The 16,486-nt window shown below is 62.1% G+C and carries 18 protein-coding genes; 4 read left to right on the forward strand and 14 right to left on the reverse strand.

From position 1 onward, the window contains the following. Positions 1 to 81: 81 nt before the first annotated feature. The 9 genes from tolB to ruvC form a co-directional block, all read right to left on the reverse strand. Positions 82 to 1,404, reverse strand: coding sequence for a Tol-Pal system beta propeller repeat protein TolB (tolB, locus tag B4F27_RS00715; protein WP_005851653.1), 1,323 nt, complete (start codon positions 1,402 to 1,404; stop codon positions 82 to 84). After that, complete coding sequence (locus B4F27_RS00720; RefSeq protein ID WP_286758598.1) at positions 1,401 to 2,555, reverse strand: energy transducer TonB; 1,155 nt, start codon at positions 2,553 to 2,555, stop codon at positions 1,401 to 1,403. The genes tolB and B4F27_RS00720 overlap by 4 nt, the downstream gene beginning before the upstream one ends. 2 nt (positions 2,556 to 2,557) lie before the next feature. Then, positions 2,558 to 3,037 (reverse strand): protein TolR, encoded by a 480-nt coding sequence (tolR, locus tag B4F27_RS00725; RefSeq protein ID WP_005851648.1) that lies wholly within the window; start codon positions 3,035 to 3,037, stop codon positions 2,558 to 2,560. A gap of 3 nt (positions 3,038 to 3,040) precedes the next feature. Beyond that, complete coding sequence (tolQ, locus tag B4F27_RS00730) at positions 3,041 to 3,736, reverse strand: protein TolQ (protein ID WP_005851646.1); 696 nt, start codon at positions 3,734 to 3,736, stop codon at positions 3,041 to 3,043. A 132-nt stretch (positions 3,737 to 3,868) separates the two neighbouring features. Next, entirely contained in the window at positions 3,869 to 4,255 is a 387-nt protein-coding gene (ybgC, locus tag B4F27_RS00735) for a tol-pal system-associated acyl-CoA thioesterase (protein ID WP_005851645.1), read from the reverse strand. Further along, positions 4,252 to 4,875, reverse strand: coding sequence for a hypothetical protein (locus B4F27_RS00740; protein WP_132997128.1), 624 nt, complete (start codon positions 4,873 to 4,875; stop codon positions 4,252 to 4,254). Before B4F27_RS00740 ends, ybgC begins: the two co-directional genes overlap by 4 nt. 47 nt (positions 4,876 to 4,922) lie before the next feature. Continuing rightward, the gene (ruvB, locus tag B4F27_RS00745; protein WP_009826108.1) at positions 4,923 to 5,942 is read right to left on the reverse strand and encodes a Holliday junction branch migration DNA helicase RuvB; all 1,020 of its coding nucleotides are present in this window, start codon (positions 5,940 to 5,942) and stop codon (positions 4,923 to 4,925) included. A 49-nt stretch (positions 5,943 to 5,991) separates the two neighbouring features. Beyond that, positions 5,992 to 6,660 (reverse strand): Holliday junction branch migration protein RuvA, encoded by a 669-nt coding sequence (gene ruvA / locus B4F27_RS00750; protein WP_037943315.1) that lies wholly within the window; start codon positions 6,658 to 6,660, stop codon positions 5,992 to 5,994. Continuing rightward, positions 6,657 to 7,163, reverse strand: coding sequence for a crossover junction endodeoxyribonuclease RuvC (gene ruvC / locus B4F27_RS00755; RefSeq protein ID WP_009826106.1), 507 nt, complete (start codon positions 7,161 to 7,163; stop codon positions 6,657 to 6,659). Before ruvC ends, ruvA begins: the two co-directional genes overlap by 4 nt. Before the next feature lie 330 nt (positions 7,164 to 7,493). Here ruvC and B4F27_RS00760 point away from each other — a divergent pair, with 330 nt between their 5' ends. Then, a complete protein-coding gene (locus B4F27_RS00760; RefSeq protein WP_005851636.1) occupies positions 7,494 to 7,712 on the forward strand; it encodes a DUF1127 domain-containing protein in 219 nt (72 codons plus the stop codon). Positions 7,713 to 7,845: 133 nt separating this feature from the next. Here B4F27_RS00760 and B4F27_RS00765 read toward each other — a convergent pair whose 3' ends face one another. From B4F27_RS00765 to B4F27_RS00780, 4 genes are all read right to left on the reverse strand, one after another. Next, positions 7,846 to 8,193, reverse strand: a complete 348-nt coding sequence (locus B4F27_RS00765; RefSeq protein WP_037943314.1) for a hypothetical protein — start codon at positions 8,191 to 8,193, stop codon at positions 7,846 to 7,848. 109 nt (positions 8,194 to 8,302) lie between these two features. Further along, positions 8,303 to 9,175, reverse strand: coding sequence for a 50S ribosomal protein L11 methyltransferase (locus B4F27_RS00770; protein WP_009826104.1), 873 nt, complete (start codon positions 9,173 to 9,175; stop codon positions 8,303 to 8,305). A 60-nt stretch (positions 9,176 to 9,235) separates the two neighbouring features. After that, positions 9,236 to 10,468 carry an MFS transporter gene (locus B4F27_RS00775; protein WP_286758599.1) on the reverse strand — a complete coding sequence of 411 codons (1,233 nt, stop codon included), beginning with the start codon at positions 10,466 to 10,468 and terminating at the stop codon, positions 9,236 to 9,238. Between the two features lie 143 nt (positions 10,469 to 10,611). Continuing rightward, positions 10,612 to 12,807 carry a primosomal protein N' gene (locus tag B4F27_RS00780; RefSeq protein WP_286758600.1) on the reverse strand — a complete coding sequence of 732 codons (2,196 nt, stop codon included), beginning with the start codon at positions 12,805 to 12,807 and terminating at the stop codon, positions 10,612 to 10,614. 118 nt (positions 12,808 to 12,925) lie between these two features. On the opposite strand from B4F27_RS00780, the gene fsa reads away from it, so the two are divergent. The 3 genes from fsa (at position 12,926) to B4F27_RS00795 (ending at position 15,479) form a co-directional block, all read left to right on the forward strand. Next, a complete protein-coding gene (gene fsa, locus B4F27_RS00785; protein WP_009826101.1) occupies positions 12,926 to 13,579 on the forward strand; it encodes a fructose-6-phosphate aldolase in 654 nt (217 codons plus the stop codon). A gap of 248 nt (positions 13,580 to 13,827) precedes the next feature. Further along, positions 13,828 to 14,535: a DUF484 family protein gene (locus B4F27_RS00790; protein WP_005851624.1), complete on the forward strand. Its 708-nt coding sequence runs from the start codon at positions 13,828 to 13,830 to the stop codon at positions 14,533 to 14,535. Continuing rightward, the gene (locus B4F27_RS00795) at positions 14,532 to 15,479 is read left to right on the forward strand and encodes a tyrosine recombinase XerC (protein ID WP_286758601.1); all 948 of its coding nucleotides are present in this window, start codon (positions 14,532 to 14,534) and stop codon (positions 15,477 to 15,479) included. The genes B4F27_RS00790 and B4F27_RS00795 overlap by 4 nt, the downstream gene beginning before the upstream one ends. Positions 15,480 to 15,488: 9 nt before the next feature. Here B4F27_RS00795 and meaB read toward each other — a convergent pair whose 3' ends face one another. After that, positions 15,489 to 16,460, reverse strand: coding sequence for a methylmalonyl Co-A mutase-associated GTPase MeaB (gene meaB, locus B4F27_RS00800; protein WP_286758602.1), 972 nt, complete (start codon positions 16,458 to 16,460; stop codon positions 15,489 to 15,491). Between the last annotated feature and the right edge of the window lie 26 nt (positions 16,461 to 16,486).

Here is a 16,486-nt window from a genome sequence, read left to right on the forward strand (position 1 = left end):
ATAGCATTTTAATGTGTCTGTTGTGACGGTGTTACCATAGTGCCTTGGTATTGGGAAACACCAAGGCACTATGGCTGTTGTTTACTTCTGAAGCGGCGACCAAGACGGATCCGATCCGCCCTCTTGGGTGCGCACAGGCTTGAGGTTCCGGCCCGAGATATCGACCGAATACAGCGACGACGCCCCGCCTGCCCCTTGGGTTTCCCGCGCGAACATGATGACGCGGCCGTTGGGGGCCCATGTGGGGCCTTCATCCAGGAAGGACGCGGTCAGCAGACGTTCTTCCGACCCGTCCAGCCGCATCACGCCGATGTGGAACCGGCCCTTGTTCTGCTTGGTAAAGGCCACCAGATCGCCGCGCGGCGACCAGACCGGCGTGCCATAGCGCCCTTCGCCAAACGAGATCCGCGTCGCCTCGCCGCCTGTTGCAGGCATGATATACAGCTGCTGCGATCCCGAACGGTCGCTTTCGAAAACGATCCGGCTGCCGTCCGGCGAATAGCTGGGCGCGGTTTCGATCGCAGGCGTATTGGTCAGCCGTGTCGACTGGCCGGTGTTGATATCCATCGTGTAGATATCCGTGTTCCCACCTTGGGTCAGCGAATAGACAACCGTATTGCCGGACGGAGAAAACCGCGGCGCAAAGCTCATGGTGCCTTCGGCGCTTTCCAGCACGCGACGCTGCACCGACCCGATGTCGAGCACATAGATCCGCGGGAAGCCGCTTTCGTAGCTGGTGTAGAGAATACGATCCCCCGAGGGCGAGAACCGCGGTGCCAGCACGATGGACGAGCTGTCGGTCAGATAGCGCACATTGGCCCCGTCATAATCCATCACCGCCAGACGTTTAGCGCGGTCGTCCTTGGGCCCCGTCTCGGAGACATAGACGACGCGGCTGTCGAAATAGCCCCCTTCGCCCGTGATACGCGAATAGACGGCATCGGCCACCTTATGTGCCATGCGACGCCAGCCATCGACCGTGCCCGAAAACTGCAAGCCCGACCCCAGTTCAGCGCCGGAAAATACGTCATACAGACGGAACTTCACATTCAACGTATTGCCCGAGACACTGACGGCACCAGTGATCAGCGCCTGCGCGTTGATCGCCTTCCAGTCAGCATATTGGATCGGCGCGTTGAAATCGCTGACGGTCGAGATATAGGCGCTTGCCGGTACTTCGCGGAACAGACCAGAACCGACAAGATCTTCGGACACGACCCGCGCCAGATCAACGGCCATCTGCCCCGCGTCCCCGCTTTCGGGCTGAAAGCTGGGCACGGCAAAGGGCAAGGGTTCAATCACACCTTCGGTAATCTCGATCCGCAATGGTCCATCCTGCGCCTGCGCGACCGAGGCAACACCGCCGATAAGCGCGAGACAGAGGCTCAGAATTCGTACAATCATTTGATGCGCATCCTTTCAGGATTAAAGGTCATCTCAATATTCTGCCATTGACCGAATTTTTCTACAGGAAGCTGATACCCGCGCGCGCCGCAGCGGATAATTGCCCGCCGTGCGGCCTCGAACGCCTGATTGGCAGCCCCCTGTGATCCGCCCGAACTGCTGGTCATCTTGATCGAATTGGTCTGTGGCGTGCCATCTTGGTTCATTGCGACACTCACCACTACAGTAGTGCGCAATGCCTCGGAGGAAAGGGACCCCACGTTCCAGCACGACGATACTGCCACGCGCAGCGATTCTTTCTCGCCAGCCGACAATGGCGGGCCAGAGGGTGCCGCCGGCGTTGCAGGCGCGTCGGTCTCTCCCATGGCTTCGGCGAGCGCAGCTGCCACGGCGTCCTTATCCGTTGCCGGTTCGGGCGTCGGCTTGGGTGTTTCCGGCTTCGGTGTGGCGGGTTTCGGCGTTTCGGGTTTCGGCGTCTCCACGGGTGCCTCTGCCACCTGCGGCGCAGGAGGTGTGGGGCGGCGGGCCGGAGGACGTGCGGATTGGGTCGGCGACGCTTTGGGCGCTTCCGTTGCTTCGGTCACAATCTGCGTCGTCGCCTCTTCGGGGGCGGTGGCTTCCTGTGCCTCTTCCACGACCTTGTCTGCCGGCGCATCCGGTGTCGCGGCCTCGCGCAGCACATCATCGGTGCGCGCCTCGGGATCCGGAGCCTCTACAGGTTCGGGGGCCACACGCTCTACAGGGCGCGGCACGGCGACGGGTGCTTCCTCTGGCGTCAGAACGGCGACATCGGCAGGCGGCTCGGGCAGCTCGGGGGCCTGATCGCTCACGTCCTCCGAGGGGGGCGGTGCGATGGGTTCAGGCTCTGGCACAGGCTCGGGTTCCGGGGCGGGCTCGGGCTCCGGCGCAGGCGCAGGGGTCGGTTCTGGTTCGGGCGCAGGTTCCGGTTCAGGGGCAGGCTCGGGCTGCGCTGCGGCCTCCGCCTGCGCGGATTGCGCCGCGGCGACCATCTCGTCATATTGCGCGGCCGAAATGACCGACACCTCCTGCATCTCCACAGGGTCGCTGTGCGAGGTAAAGATATTCCCCAGCAATAGCCAGCCGATGAGCCCCAAGTGACCCGCGCCAGAGATGTAATGCCCCTTGTGCATGGTTACCCGCCTGACGCGCCTGTGCCGTCCAACTTCGGCCCGCCGGTTTCAGTCACCAGACCAATGTTGCTAAAGCCACCTGCGTTCAGCGCCCCCATGACTTCCATAATCGAGGCATAGGGCACAGCCCCATCCGCACGCAGGAACACACGGTCGCTCGCACGCTCTGCCGAAATGGCACGCAGCTTGGCAACCAGATCATCACGCCCGGTTTCTGTCTTCTGGATCTGCACGGACCCGTCCGCCAGAACGGTCACGGTCAACGGCTCCTCCTGCTCGGACGGCAGGGCGGTGGCCGCTGTTTTGGGCAGCTCGACCGGCACGCCAACGGTCAGCAAAGGTGCTGCGACCATAAAGATGATCAAGAGCACCAGCATCACGTCAACGAACGGCGTGATGTTGATCTCTGCCATCGGCTGCGCACGGCCGCGACGGCGGCCACGGCCACCCCCGCCCTGCTTTTTCATCACCCCACCTGCCATGGCTCAGCTATCCAGCTGACGGCTGAGAATGGTGGCGAATTCATCAGCAAAGGCTTCGTAGCCGCCCAAAATACGATCAGAATCCGCGCTCAGCTTGTTATAGAAGATAACCGCGGGAATAGCCGCCAAAAGGCCAATACCTGTGGCCAAAAGCGCCTCGGCAATACCGGGGGCGACGACGACAAGGCTGGTATTTTGCTGGGCCGCGATCTCGATGAAAGAGTTCATGATCCCGAACACGGTCCCGAACAGACCGATAAATGGCGCGGTCGACCCGGTGGTCGCCAGCACGGGCAAGCCCTTTTGCAGACGCTCTGCCTCTTTGGCAATCGCCACATCCATGCTGCGGTCGATCCGCGCGGTGGCACCGGGGATCAGCCCGCCATCCTCGCGATGCGACCGACGCCATTCCGTCATACCGGCGGCGAAAATCTTTTCTGCGGCCCCATCCGGATCCGGCCCGATCGTGTCATACAACCCGTCCAACGGCTCGCCCGACCAGAATGCCTGGTCAAACCGCTCTGCCTCGGCTTTGGCATGGCGGTACTGGATCATCTTCTGAATGATGATCGACCACGACCAGAAGGACGCGACGATCAGCATGATCATCACGAGTTTTACGGTAATCGTTGCGCGGAGAAATAGACCTAAGAGCGAGAAATCAATCTCGCTTGCCGCCGCCAGCGTTTCTGCTTCCATCGGTTCTGCTCTTTTTGTTGCGCCCAAAAGGGGCTTCATCTGCCTCAACGGCCCTGTTTTCCAAGGCGCTATTTGGCACAAGCTTAGCCGAGTGCAATATCTATTGCTAGGATTATGGGGCCAATCCGCCTGCTAGACGGGGATTGAGCGAAGTTTCGCTGGCAATCTGCAGGGTTTGCCTGACGCCGCGATACAAACAATCGTGACCACCGCCCGAAACAGGACCGTATCGCCGCGTTTGACCTCTTGCTGCATCACCATGCGAGCCGGCGTGATCGACGTGGCCCATGTCTCTACATCAAGCATATCGTCGAATACCGCAGGCTGGATGTAATCCGCCTCTACCCGGCGCACGGCAAAAACCACGCCCTCGGCCTTCATGGCCAGCTGGTCGATTCCCATCTCGCGCACCCAGTCACTGCGCGCCCGTTCGATATAGCGCAGGTAATTCGCGTAATAGACGATCCCCGCCATATCGGTGTCTTCATAGTAAACGCGGATCGGCAGATGATGGGTCATTGCGCCGCCCCCACCCGCGCGAACAAGCGCAGTGCATGAGACGGGTCCTGCGCTGCCACGGGCATCACGGGGTCATAGGCCGCACGCAACAGTGCCGCCACCTCAGGCTTCAGGATCGTCGCCCCCTCGTGCAGAGCAAGTGGCGACACCTCGCGGAACGCAGTATCAGACCACAGCAAGAAAGACTGCACGATCTGCCCCAGTGCCAGGGCTTGCGCGGGCATCGCGCTCAGCTGCTCGTCCATGCGCAGAAAGACGAAACATGCCTTGATGGCGCCTGTCTCGTCAAAGCGGAACAGACGATACTGATTGGCCCCCGCCGCATCCAGCTTTTCCACCAACGGGGCAAGATCAGGCACCAGACGGTCCAGATCGGGCACCTCCAACAGCTCTGCCCAATCCTTGAAAAAGAACATCATCAGATTGCTGCCAAGCTCGGGGTCGGTCTCTGACATGCTGTGCCCCGCCAACTGACAGACCGCCTCGATCGCGCTTTTGACCACGGTCAGCGTCGCATCATCCACGCCAAAGACCACAGGTGCCAACGGGCGGCCCCAACGGGCAAAGGCATAGCTGTCGTCGCTTCGGGTAAACAGCGCTTCGATCTCTTGTGGTGTCATCTCAACTTCCAAATGGTCTTAAATCCTCGCCGAAGGCTTCCCCGCCCTCAGCCAAACAAATCGCTTTGGGGTTTGGGCGGAGCCATCCCCAGATGCGTCCAGGCTTTCTGCGCCAGCATCCGTCCCCGCGGCGTGCGCTGGATCAGCCCTTGTTGCAGCAGGTAGGGCTCGATCACCTCTTCCAGCGCATCACGGGATTCAGACAGCGCCGCCGACATGGTTTCGATCCCGACCGGGCCGCCCTGATAATTCTCGGCGATCAGACGCAGATAGCGGCGGTCGGCCCCGTCCAGTCCCAGCTTGTCGACGCCAAGACGGGTCAGCGCCATATCCGCCAGCGCGCGGGTCACGCGGCCGTCGCCTTCAACCACGGCGAAATCCACAACGCGCCGCAGCAGACGGCCCGCGATACGCGGGGTGCCGCGGGCGCGCTTGGCGATCTCGCGTGCGCCCCCCTCATCGGCGGGGGCCCCCAGCTTGCGGGCATTGCGATCGACGATGATGAACAACTCATCCTCGGTATAGAACTGCAAACGCGTAGGAATGCCGAAACGGTCGCGCAACGGCGTGGTCAGCAGCCCCATGCGCGTTGTCGCGCCCACCAGCGTGAAGGGCTGCAATTCGATGCGCACGGTGCGCGCGGCGGGGCCTTCGCCGATCACGAGGTCGAGTTCAAAGTCTTCCAACGCGGGATACAGCACCTCTTCCACGGCTGGGTTCAGACGGTGGATTTCATCGATAAACAACACATCGCGGGCTTCGAGGTTGGTCAGGATCGCCGCCAGATCGCCCGCCTTTGCCAGCACAGGGCCAGAGGTCATGCGGAACCCGACCCCCAGCTCGCGTGCCATGATCTGCGCCAGCGTGGTCTTCCCCAATCCGGGCGGGCCGTGGAACAGCGTGTGGTCCATCGCCTCGCCCCGCTGCTTGGCGGATTGGATGAACACCTTGAGGTTGGCCCGCGCTTCGGCCTGACCGACGAATTCATCCAGCATCTGCGGGCGCAGGGCGCGGTCTATATCACCGGGCTGCGGGTCCGGCCGCAAAGTTGGGTCACTGTCGATCATCAAATATCCAAGCAAGGTTCATACGGACGGCCACGCGGCTATGCGCATCCTATCCTTTGGGGGCAAGCAGTTTCAACGCCGCGCGGATCAGCTGCGGGGTGTCGGCCTCTGGCATCTCTCCGGCAGCTTGCGCCACGGCCCCTGCCGCATCGCCCGGACCATAGCCAAGGTTGCCAAGCGCCGACAGCGCCTCTGCCTGCGCGGACTGGTTCGGCGGGGCCACGGGGCGGCGTTTGGGGGCAGCGGTTTCGATCACCTCTGCTGCTGCCTCGACCTCGCCATGCGCCTCGGCCAGCGAACCGGTCATCGCCATCACCCCCGGTGCCTTATCCTTGAGGTCCAGCACCACGCGCTGCGCGATCTTGGGGCCGACGCCCTTGGCCACTTTGACCGCGTTCCAGTCGCCAAGCGCGATGGCGCGGCTGACACCATCTGGCCCAAGCGCGCCCAGAATGGCCAGCGATGCCTTGGCCCCCACACCCTGAACAGAGGTCAGCAGCCGGTGCCATTCCTTCTCCGCCAAAGTCTGAAAGCCGAAAAGCTGCATCAGGTCTTCGCGCACCACCAGATCGGTGAAAAGCGCCACCACCTCGCCCACGCCGGGCAGCGCGGCCATCGTTCGGTCAGAGCAATAGACCAGATAACCAACACCACGCACGTCGATCAGCAGATGATCCGGCGCGCGATAATCAATACGTCCTGTGATCTTGCCAATCATGCGCTTGCCCTTGCGACGGCCTGCGCCAATGTCGAGGCCCCCCCGTGATGCGCGTGACAGATCGCGATCGCCAAAGCATCCGCGGCATCGGGGCCGGCAATCTCTGCCCCCGGCAATTGCATGCGTACCATATGAAGCACCTGCCCCTTATCCGCGTGGCCGACGCCAACGACCGTTTTCTTGACCGTATTGGGTGCATATTCACCCACCGCCAGCCCCGCCTGCGCAGGCACCAGCATCGCGATCCCCCGCGCCTGCCCCAGCTTGAGCGTCCCAGCACCATCCTTGTTCACAAAAGTCTGTTCTACCGCCGCGGCATCGGGTCGATAGGTCACCATGATGCGCGTCAACTGCGCATGGAGCGACAAAAGACGCGTGGCAAGATCGGCCCCCTCGGACTGACAAATGCCGTTCGCCACATGCGTGATGCGGCTGCCGGCCACGTCGATGACGCCCCAGCCCATATTGCGCAAGCCCGGATCAATGCCGATTACCCGTATCATATGCCCATTATCCTCAAGAATTTTCTTTTTCCAAGGCAGTAGCACGAAACGCGAACATCCACCAAGGTTTTTGCACCACGCCACACAAAAGTCACAATTCAACCTGGAAGCTAAATTTCGGGGCGGGTTGCGACGCTCAAGCCACTGAAAACGACCCCCGCGCCAATAGCGGCAAACCCCTTATCCATAGGCGCTAAACCGCCAAATGCTGCTATGCAGCAAACGCAGAACACACATGCGCCGGTGGGTGTTGTGAAGTGTTTTCATTCTGCCTAATTGCACAGCGCACCGCCGGATTATCCGGCTTTTCTTTATTCAAGGATGGCTCCAATGGCTGTTTACTATAATACCCCAACCACCTACGGCACCGCCGCAGCTGTTAACCGCTTTTTCGCGCATCTTGGCGACGTTGTCGGCAGCATCATCAAATGGAACGACGCACGTGTCACACGCAACGCCCTGTCCGCGCTGTCCGACCGTGAACTCGACGATATCGGTCTGGTCCGTGGCGACATCGAACGCGTCGCAATGAACCACTTCATCCGCTAAGGGTCGATGTTTCATAGCGCCCAAGGGGCTGCCAACCCAAAGCACAAGCCACGCACATCTGAATGATCTGCGTGGCTTCATTTGTTCTACGACAGTGAAATATGACGGTGCAAGCCACCGTCCCGCAGCACCCCTATCCGCGAAAGACCGGCCCCAGCTTACGGGCAAGCGTTTGCGTCACCGGATCGACCTGCAAAACCCAAGCCCCCGCCTGTTCGATCACGGTGCCCTGCGCCAAACTGTCCAGCCTGCTGTCATAGGCCGTGGGACCGATCGCCGCCAGAACGAACCCTTTGAAGCAGACGAACAGGGCCACCAAGGCGACCAGTAATTTGGTCGGCACCCGCAGGCCGCGCCGCGCCGGCCGCGCGACAACCAGCCCGTCGGCACGGATGGTGGTGTAATAGCCCCGAGCGAGCTTGACGTTCTTACTCTCTAAACTCTTTACGCGTGTCCCAAATTGTTGACGAGCATCAACCATGGCAGCCTCTAGTCGCTAAAGGCCCCCACCTCTCGCAAGATCATAATAAAGCAAGAATGTGTCAAATTCTCTGCATTTCGACCTTGTTCGTGGCGAAAAGTGACAAAGATTATGGCATTTTCTGGACAGTCAACGTGGTCCAGTCACCAATCACCTCTCGGTTGACAAGATTGATGCCGGATTGCGCATAAACCTCGATCACGTCATCCGCCTGTTCGTTTAAAATGCCAGATAGAATCGCATAGCCCTCGGGGGCCAGCGCCTCGGCCATATCGGGGGCAAGTGCGACCAGCGGCCCTTTCAGGATGTTGGCGAATACCAGATCGAAGGGCGCGCGCGATGCCAGTTCGGGATGGTCAAACCCCGCCGCCTCGACGCAGATCAAACGGTCGGCCAGATTATTCGCCGCCGCATTGGCGCGGGCCACGTCGACGGCAACCTCGTCGATGTCGCTGGCCAACACGGGGTTCGGCCAGATGCGCGCCGCCGCCATCGCCAGCACCGCTGTACCGCAGCCGATATCTGCCACGTTCTGCCCGACCATGCCGCCGTTCGCCAACCGGTCCAACGCGCGCAAGCAGCCTAATGTGGTGCCGTGGTGCCCGGTGCCAAAGGCCATTGCCGCCTCGATCAACAGCGGCTCGCAGTCTTCGGGCACCTTGTCCGCGTCATGGCTGCCGTAAACAAAGAACCGCCCCGCTTCGACCGGCGACAACTCGCGGCGCACATGGGCGACCCAATCGGTTTCCGGCAGCTCTGAAACGACAAATTCCTTCGCCCCCATAGAGGCCGCCAACACCGCCAGCGCTGTCTCATCCGGGCTTTCCTCGAAATAGCCGCCGACTTCCCACAGGCCCGAGCCGTCTTCCATCTCGAAAACGCCGACACCGGTGGGTTCCGGCACCAGCCGCTCCATCGCCTCGCCCAAAGCATAGGCGGGCTTGCGTCCTTCTAGGGTCGTCAAAGCTGTGAATGTTGGCATGGGAAACTCCGTCAGGATCGCCGATATCGCCGCGCGACATCCGGCTATGTCAGGGGGGTGCTACTCGGCCGGGGCCGGCAGCGGATTGGAAAAGATCGTCTCGTGGCCCGGCACGGGATGGCGCGGGATCATCAGTGATAGCAACAGCGACACCAGCGCCATCCCCGCCGCAAGGAAAAAGACCGCCGCGGGCGAGATCAGCCATAGCAGCCCCAGCCCCACAGGCAGGAACACCGCCGCGATATGGTTGATGGTAAAGGCCACCGCCGCCGTCGGCGCAATGTCGGCAGGGTCGGCGATCTTCTGGAAATAGGTCTTGAGCGCAAGCGCCAGCGCAAAGAACATGTGATCCAGCACATAAAGCGTCGCAGCCACCACCACGCCCCAGCCCAGATAATAGACGCCGCCATAGGCCAGAAACACGATGATCAACCCGACGTATTCAAAGCTCAGCGTGCGACGCTCTCCAAAGAAGCCGACTGCACGGCCCATCAGCGGGGCAAAGATCATATTGGCGATCAGGTTGATCAGATAGAGCAGGGTGATTTCATGCACATCAAACCCAAAGCGTTCGACCATCATGAAGCCCGCAAAAACGACAAAAATCTGCCGCCGCGCGCCAGACATGAATTGCAGCGCATAATACAGCCAGTACCGCTTGCGCAGCACCATCTTCTTGACCTGCGGTGTCGGGGCCTCGAACTGCGGATAGGCCAGCAGCGCCACCAGCGCGGTCACCGCCGTCACCCCGCCGCCAATCAGATAGACGATGTTATAGGATAGCGACAAGGTATCCCACAGCGCCATGATCGCCAGATAGGCCACCAGCGTCGCCAATGACCCCGCCGCCATCAGCCAGCCGATCATGCGCGGCGCGTCCTCGATCTTGAGCCACTGCAGCTGCAAAGACTGGTTCACCGTCTCGTAATAGTGAAACCCGATAGAGCTGAGCATGGTGATCGTCAGGATACCGCCCATCGACGGGAACCACGCGGTCAGCGCCGTCGCCACCCCCAGCAGCACCAGTGATACCAACCCCAATACCTGTTCGCGCACGAATAGGATAATCGCGATCACGCCGACCGCCAGAAAGCCCGGTATCTCGCGCACCGTATGCAGCAACCCGATGTCCGATCCGTCGAACCCTGCGACCTCGATCACAAAGTTATTCAGCAGCGCCGACCATGTGTTGAAGGCAATGGGCATCGCCAGCGCCATCAGGAACAGCAGCGCCACAGGGCGGCGCCAGAACGGTTGATGCTTGGCATCTTCAAGGGTCACATATTGGGTCATGGGCAATTCCTTACCCCCGTTCCCGGCCCTTGACGAGATCAAATCACCCGCCTCACGCGTATGCTCCGCGCAACCGCAGCTTCCAGATGGCCTAAAATCCTCGCCGAAGGCCCTTGCCCCGCAGGGGCAAGCACTTCGCACCGCTAATAAAAACTCTGCGGATCGATATCGACGGCGATGCGCACATCATTCTTCAACCGCAGCTGTGCGACCCATTTCGCCAATGCCTCTTGCAGAGGCGCGGCCTTTTCGGCCTTGACCAACAGCCGCACCCGATGGCGCCCGCGCACCCGTGCGACTGGCGCGGGCGCGGGGCCATAGACCTGCGCGCCGATAGCCCGCAGCGGCGCATCCTGCCGCGCCAGCTGGTTGCCCGCATCAAACAGCGCGGCCACATCAGGGCCGCTCAGGATGATGCCCGCCATCCGGCCATAGGGCGGCACGCCGGCGTGGCGGCGCTCTCCGGCTTCGGCTTTCCAGAACCCCTCCTCATCCCCTGCCAGAATGGCGCGGATTACCGGGTGATCCGGCTGAAAGGTCTGCAGCAGCGCGGTGCCCGGAGCCTCCGCCCGACCGGCGCGCCCCGCCACCTGCCGCATCAACTGATAGGTTCGTTCTGCCGCGCGCAGGTCCGATCCCATCAGCCCCAGATCCGCGTCGATGACCCCCACCAGCGTGAGGTTGGGAAAGTTGTGCCCCTTCGCAACCAGCTGCGTGCCGATGATGATATCCGCCGCCCCATCAGCGATCCCCGCGATCTCGGCCTTGAGCGCGCGGGCCGAACCATACATGTCCGAGCTTAGCGTCGCGACCCGCGCCTCGGGCCAAAGGGCGGCGGCTTCTTCGCCCAGACGTTCCACCCCCGGACCCACGGCAGCCAGCTTGCCTTCGACCTCGCACGACGGGCAGACCTCGGGCATGGGCTTGCTTTCGCCGCATTGGTGGCAGACCAGCCGTTTGAGGTAGCGGTGTTCGACCATCCGCGCATCGCAATGATCGCAGCCGATCTGATGCCCGCAGGCGCGGCACAGGGTCACCGGCGCATAGCCGCGGCGGTTGATGAACAGCATCGCCTGCTCGCCCCGTTCCAGCCGCTTGTCGACCTCGACCTTCAACGTGGGCGACACCCATTTATCGCTCGGCAGGCCTTCGCTGCGCATGTCGATCGCGCCCATCGTCGGCATCACCGCCGGCCCAAAGCGCGATGTCAGCTCGACCCGCGTATATTTGCCCGCCTCGGCGTTGGCCCAGCTTTCCAACGACGGTGTGGCAGAGGCCAGAACCACCTGCGCCCCGCAGATGGACGCCCGCAGCACCGCCATGTCACGGGCGTTATACAGCACGCCTTCTTCCTGCTTGTACGAGGTGTCATGTTCCTCGTCGACGACGATCAGACCAAGGTTCTGGAACGGCAGAAACAGCGCCGACCGCGCACCGATCACCACCTGAGCCTGCCCCTGCCCGACCATTTTCCAGATGCGACGCCGCTCTGTCATCGTGGCACCCGAGTGCCATTCCGCAGGCTTCGCGCCAAACCGCGCCTGCACACGGTGCAAGAACTGTTCGGTCAGCGCGATTTCCGGCAGCAGCACCAAAGCCTGCCTGCCGGATTTCAGCGCAGCGGCCACGGCCTCCAGATAGACTTCGGTCTTGCCCGATCCGGTCACGCCCCGCAGCAAGGTGGTGCCATATGTGCCCGAGGCCACCCCCGCCGCCAGCAGCGCCGACGCCGATGCCTGATCATCCGTTAGCTCTTTGCTGGGCAAGCTCGGGTCCATGCGCATGAAAGGCAGATCGCGTGGGCTGTCCTGTTCCAGCACTGCGCCTTGGGTCACCAACCCCTTGATCACCGACGCCGTTACCCCCGACATCTCGGCCAGTTCCTTGAGCGTGAACGAAAGGTCGCCATACTCCGCCAGAGTTTCCAACACGCGACGGCGCGCGTCGGTCATCCGGTCAGGCTCCCCCTCCCCGCGCCGGTAAATCTTGCGCATCGACGGCGGGTCGCCCAACCCCGGCGCACGCGTCGCCAGCCGCAGCATCGCGGGCATAGGCGTCAGCGTATATGCGGCGGCACGGGTCAGAAAACTGCGCAGTTCTCCGCGCATGGGGGCCGCATCGAGCACGCGGATCACCGACCGTATCTTGGACAGATCGTAATCCCCCTGCCCAGCGCCCCAGACGACACCGATCACCTTGCGCGGGCCCAAAGGCACCTCGACGAAAGCCCCCATATGGCAGCCGCCTTCGGGCGCTTTGTAATCCAGCGCACGGCCCAGCGGCTGGGTGGTCATCACGGCCACCTGCTCATTTGCATGAAAAAATTCTGGCGGTTTCACCAATCGCTCCGGAACGGGGTTACGGGAATTAGGGTTCCAGCTTGGCGGATGATGCGCTAAAGCCCTAGGCGACAGACATAGCCATTCCTGCTGCCTATTCCAACCTGAAGGACGTAACATGAAATTCTTCGTAGATACCGCCGAAATCGATGCCATCGCCGAGCTGAACGATCTGGGCATGGTAGACGGGGTAACAACAAACCCGTCGCTGATCCTGAAATCCGGCCGCAACATTCTGGAAGTCACGAAAGAGATCTGTGATCTGGTCGACGGCCCTGTCTCTGCCGAAGTTGTCGCGACCAAAGCGGACGACATGATCGCCGAAGGCCGCAAACTGGCCGAGATCGCGGAAAACATCACCGTGAAGCTGCCCCTGACATGGGACGGTCTGAAAGCCTGTAAAGTGCTGTCGGACGAGGGCAAGATGGTCAACGTCACGCTCTGCTTCTCGGCGAACCAGGCATTGATCGCGGCTAAGGCCGGTGCCACGTTCATCTCGCCATTCATCGGGCGTCTGGATGACATCAACCTTGACGGTATGGACCTGATCCAGGACATCCGCACGATCTATGACAACTACGGGTTCGAGACTGAAATCCTCGCCGCGTCGATCCGAACCGTGAACCACGTGCTGGACGCTGCGCGTATCGGTGCCGATGTCATGACCGCCCCGCCAGAAGTGATCAAGAAGCTGGCCGCGCACCCGCTGACTGACAAGGGGCTCGAGACCTTCATGGCCGATTGGGCAAAGACAGGTCAGAACATCCTCTGACCCCGCCCTAAGGCGACGACAAAGGGGCACGCGCGTCACAGGCTGCGCGTGCCCACCACGATCTGCATGTGCCCGTAGTCGGCCCGTGCCCTCGCAGAAAACCGCAGCAGCTTCGCCCTGCCTCTGCCCCGTCCATGCGCGGCGAACGGGCGGTTTGACGCCGAAAAACCAGCCATACGCCAAAAGAAAAAAGCAGATTTAGCCTGACGCGCATGCTATGTCAGTGCCAAATATAAAAAGAGACCCGCATGAGCAGTAACCACAAGATCGAAGATTCCCTTCGGGAAGCGATTATTTCACAGCCCGACGTCATTCTTGACGACAACGACGTGATGCAGGCCCTGATCGCCGCGAATGAACGCGCGATGGGGGGCAATATTGTCGATCTGCGCGGCATCGCCATGGACCGGCTGGAAACCCGTCTGGACCGGCTTGAGGACACGCACCGCAACGTGATCGCCGCGGCTTATGAAAACCTTGCCGGGACCAACCAGATCCACCGCGCGATCCTGCGCATGCTTGACCCTGTAGACTTCGAACCCTTCCTCAAGGATCTCGGGGGCGAGGTTGCCGATATCCTGCGGGTCGACGCTGTGCGGCTGGTGCTGGAATCTGCCGAGAATGACGATGATCCCGCGATCAAGCGCTTGGGCGATGTGCTGAACGTCGCCGAGCCGGGGTTTATCGACGACTACCTGTCGCACGGGCGCGGCGGCACGGTGCGTCAGGTGACCCTGCGCGGTGTGCAACACAGCCCCGAACATATCTACGGCGGCGCGGCGGATTGGATCCGGTCGGAAGCCTGCCTGAAACTGAACTTTGGCGCGGGCCGTTTGCCGGGCCTGTTGATCCTTGGCTCCGAAGACCCGCATATGTTCAGCCCGCAACAGGGCACCGATCTGCTGGGCTTCTTCGCTGGCGTGTTCGAGCGGACGATGCGCCGCTGGCTGTCTTGAGCGGGGCAAACGCGCTTTTGATCAGCCCCGCCGCGCGGGACGCCCTGCAAAGCTGGCTGGACCATCAACGCGCCCTGAAAGGGGCCGCCGAGAACACGATCACCGCCTATCAGGGGGATCTGGTCGATTTCCTTGCGTTCATGACTCTGCATAAGGGCGACAGCCAAGGCTTGGGCGCACTGTCAAAGATCACCATCTCGGACATGCGCGCCTGGATGGCGCAGACCCGCAGTGGGGATGTCGGGCCACGGTCGATGGCGCGCAAGCTGTCGGCGGTCAAGGCGTTCTATCGCTGGCTGGCAGAGCGCGAGGGGTTCGAGCCTACCGCCGTGCTGTCGACCAGATCGCCGAAGTTTCCCAAAAAGCTGCCCCGCCCCTTGGCGATTGATGCCGCTCAGGCGATGATCGACAGTGTGGAAATGCAGTCGCGTCATGCCTGGGTGGCCGCGCGGGATGTGGCGGTCCTGACCCTGCTGTGGGGGTGCGGGCTGCGGATATCCGAAGCGCTTGGCCTCAAGGGGGCCGACGCGCCCCTGCCCGAGGTGCTGCGTATCATCGGAAAGGGCGGCAAGGAACGGGTGGTGCCCGTACTCCCTGCGGCGCGCGATGCGGTGGATGCCTATCTGCGCGTCTGCCCCTTTGGGAAGGAACGGGATGCGCCGCTGTTTCGCGCAGTGCGCGGCGGGCCTTTGGCGGCGCGGGCGATATCACAGGTGATGGCGGATGCACGGATGCAGCTTGGCCTGCCCGCCAGCGCCACACCCCACGCGCTGCGCCACAGCTTTGCCACGCATCTGCTGGATGCGGGGGGCGATCTGCGTGCGATCCAAGAGCTTTTGGGCCATGCCTCGCTCTCGACCACGCAGGCCTATACGGCTGTCGATACCGCGCGTCTGATGGATGTCTATAACCGCGCCCACCCCAAGGCGGGCGGCGGCAACTAACGGCGGGCGTTAACGGTCCAGCTGGCTGACGAAATCCTGCGCGGCTTTGGTGGGGTCCGCCAGCCCCTGTGCCACACGATCGCTAAGCTCGGTCAACGCGGCCTTGGCCTTGGGCTTTTCCAACTGCGCAAGCAACGCCTGCTTCACCGCCTGTTCAAACCAATAGCGGGCTTGTGCGGCACGGGCATGTTGCCAGAACCCTTCGGCGCGGCGCCATTCGGTCAGCGCCTCTACCTCTGCCCATGCCTCGTCCAGCCCGTTTTCCTCCAGCGCTGACACCATCATCGCCTTGGGAAACCCCTTGGGGTCTTGTGGCCGTTTGCGCAGCAACCGCAGGGCACCGGCGTAATCGGCACAGGTCCGCGACGCGGCGGGTTTCAGATCCCCATCGGCCTTGTTGATCACGATGATATCCGCCATCTCCATGATGCCGCGCTTGACGCCTTGCAGCTCGTCCCCGCCCGCAGGGGCCAGCAACAGCATGAAAACATCGGACATCTCTGCCACCACCGTCTCTGACTGGCCGACGCCGACCGTTTCGATCAGCACCACGTCAAAACCTGCGGCCTCGCACAGGGTCACCGCCTCGCGGGTGCGGCGGGCCACGCCGCCCAGATGCGTCTGGCTGGGCGACGGGCGGATGAAAGCATCGCGTTCGCGCGACAAGAGGTCCATCCGCGTCTTATCCCCCAAGATCGACCCGCCCGAACGCGAAGAGGACGGATCAATTGCCAGCACCGCGACCTTGAGCCCGCGCCCGATCAGCATCATGCCAAAGCTTTCGATGAAGGTGGATTTCCCCACCCCCGGCGTCCCCGACAACCCGATCCGCAGCGCCTCGCGCCCCTTGGGCAGCGCGGCAAGCAGCTCTGTCGCCTGCGCACGGTGATCCTCGCGACCGGATTCGATCAAGGTGATCCCCCGCGCCAGCGCGCGGCGCTCCCCTGCTGCGATACCCTTTGCCAGATCGTCGATGTTCATTGGTCCTGCCCCTCACGCCTTTGGCC

It is taken from the genome of Sulfitobacter sp. UBA1132, assembly GCF_002311545.1.
Taxonomy (GTDB): domain Bacteria; phylum Pseudomonadota; class Alphaproteobacteria; order Rhodobacterales; family Rhodobacteraceae; genus Sulfitobacter; species Sulfitobacter pontiacus.

Coding starts and splice junctions, on each gene's coding strand:
- tolB (WP_005851653.1), bottom strand. CDS start 1,404: ATGATTGTACGAATTCTGAGCCTCTGTCTCGCGCTTATCGGCGGTGTT.
- B4F27_RS00720 (WP_286758598.1), bottom strand. CDS start 2,555: ATGCACAAGGGGCATTACATCTCTGGCGCGGGTCACTTGGGGCTCATC.
- tolR (WP_005851648.1), bottom strand. CDS start 3,037: ATGGCAGGTGGGGTGATGAAAAAGCAGGGCGGGGGTGGCCGTGGCCGC.
- tolQ (WP_005851646.1), bottom strand. CDS start 3,736: ATGGAAGCAGAAACGCTGGCGGCGGCAAGCGAGATTGATTTCTCGCTC.
- ybgC (WP_005851645.1), bottom strand. CDS start 4,255: ATGACCCATCATCTGCCGATCCGCGTTTACTATGAAGACACCGATATG.
- B4F27_RS00740 (WP_132997128.1), bottom strand. CDS start 4,875: ATGACACCACAAGAGATCGAAGCGCTGTTTACCCGAAGCGACGACAGC.
- ruvB (WP_009826108.1), bottom strand. CDS start 5,942: ATGATCGACAGTGACCCAACTTTGCGGCCGGACCCGCAGCCCGGTGAT.
- ruvA (WP_037943315.1), bottom strand. CDS start 6,660: ATGATTGGCAAGATCACAGGACGTATTGATTATCGCGCGCCGGATCAT.
- ruvC (WP_009826106.1), bottom strand. CDS start 7,163: ATGATACGGGTAATCGGCATTGATCCGGGCTTGCGCAATATGGGCTGG.
- B4F27_RS00760 (WP_005851636.1), top strand. CDS start 7,494: ATGGCTGTTTACTATAATACCCCAACCACCTACGGCACCGCCGCAGCT.
- B4F27_RS00765 (WP_037943314.1), bottom strand. CDS start 8,193: ATGGTTGATGCTCGTCAACAATTTGGGACACGCGTAAAGAGTTTAGAG.
- B4F27_RS00770 (WP_009826104.1), bottom strand. CDS start 9,175: ATGCCAACATTCACAGCTTTGACGACCCTAGAAGGACGCAAGCCCGCC.
- B4F27_RS00775 (WP_286758599.1), bottom strand. CDS start 10,468: ATGACCCAATATGTGACCCTTGAAGATGCCAAGCATCAACCGTTCTGG.
- fsa (WP_009826101.1), top strand. CDS start 12,926: ATGAAATTCTTCGTAGATACCGCCGAAATCGATGCCATCGCCGAGCTG.
- B4F27_RS00790 (WP_005851624.1), top strand. CDS start 13,828: ATGAGCAGTAACCACAAGATCGAAGATTCCCTTCGGGAAGCGATTATT.
- meaB (WP_286758602.1), bottom strand. CDS start 16,460: ATGAACATCGACGATCTGGCAAAGGGTATCGCAGCAGGGGAGCGCCGC.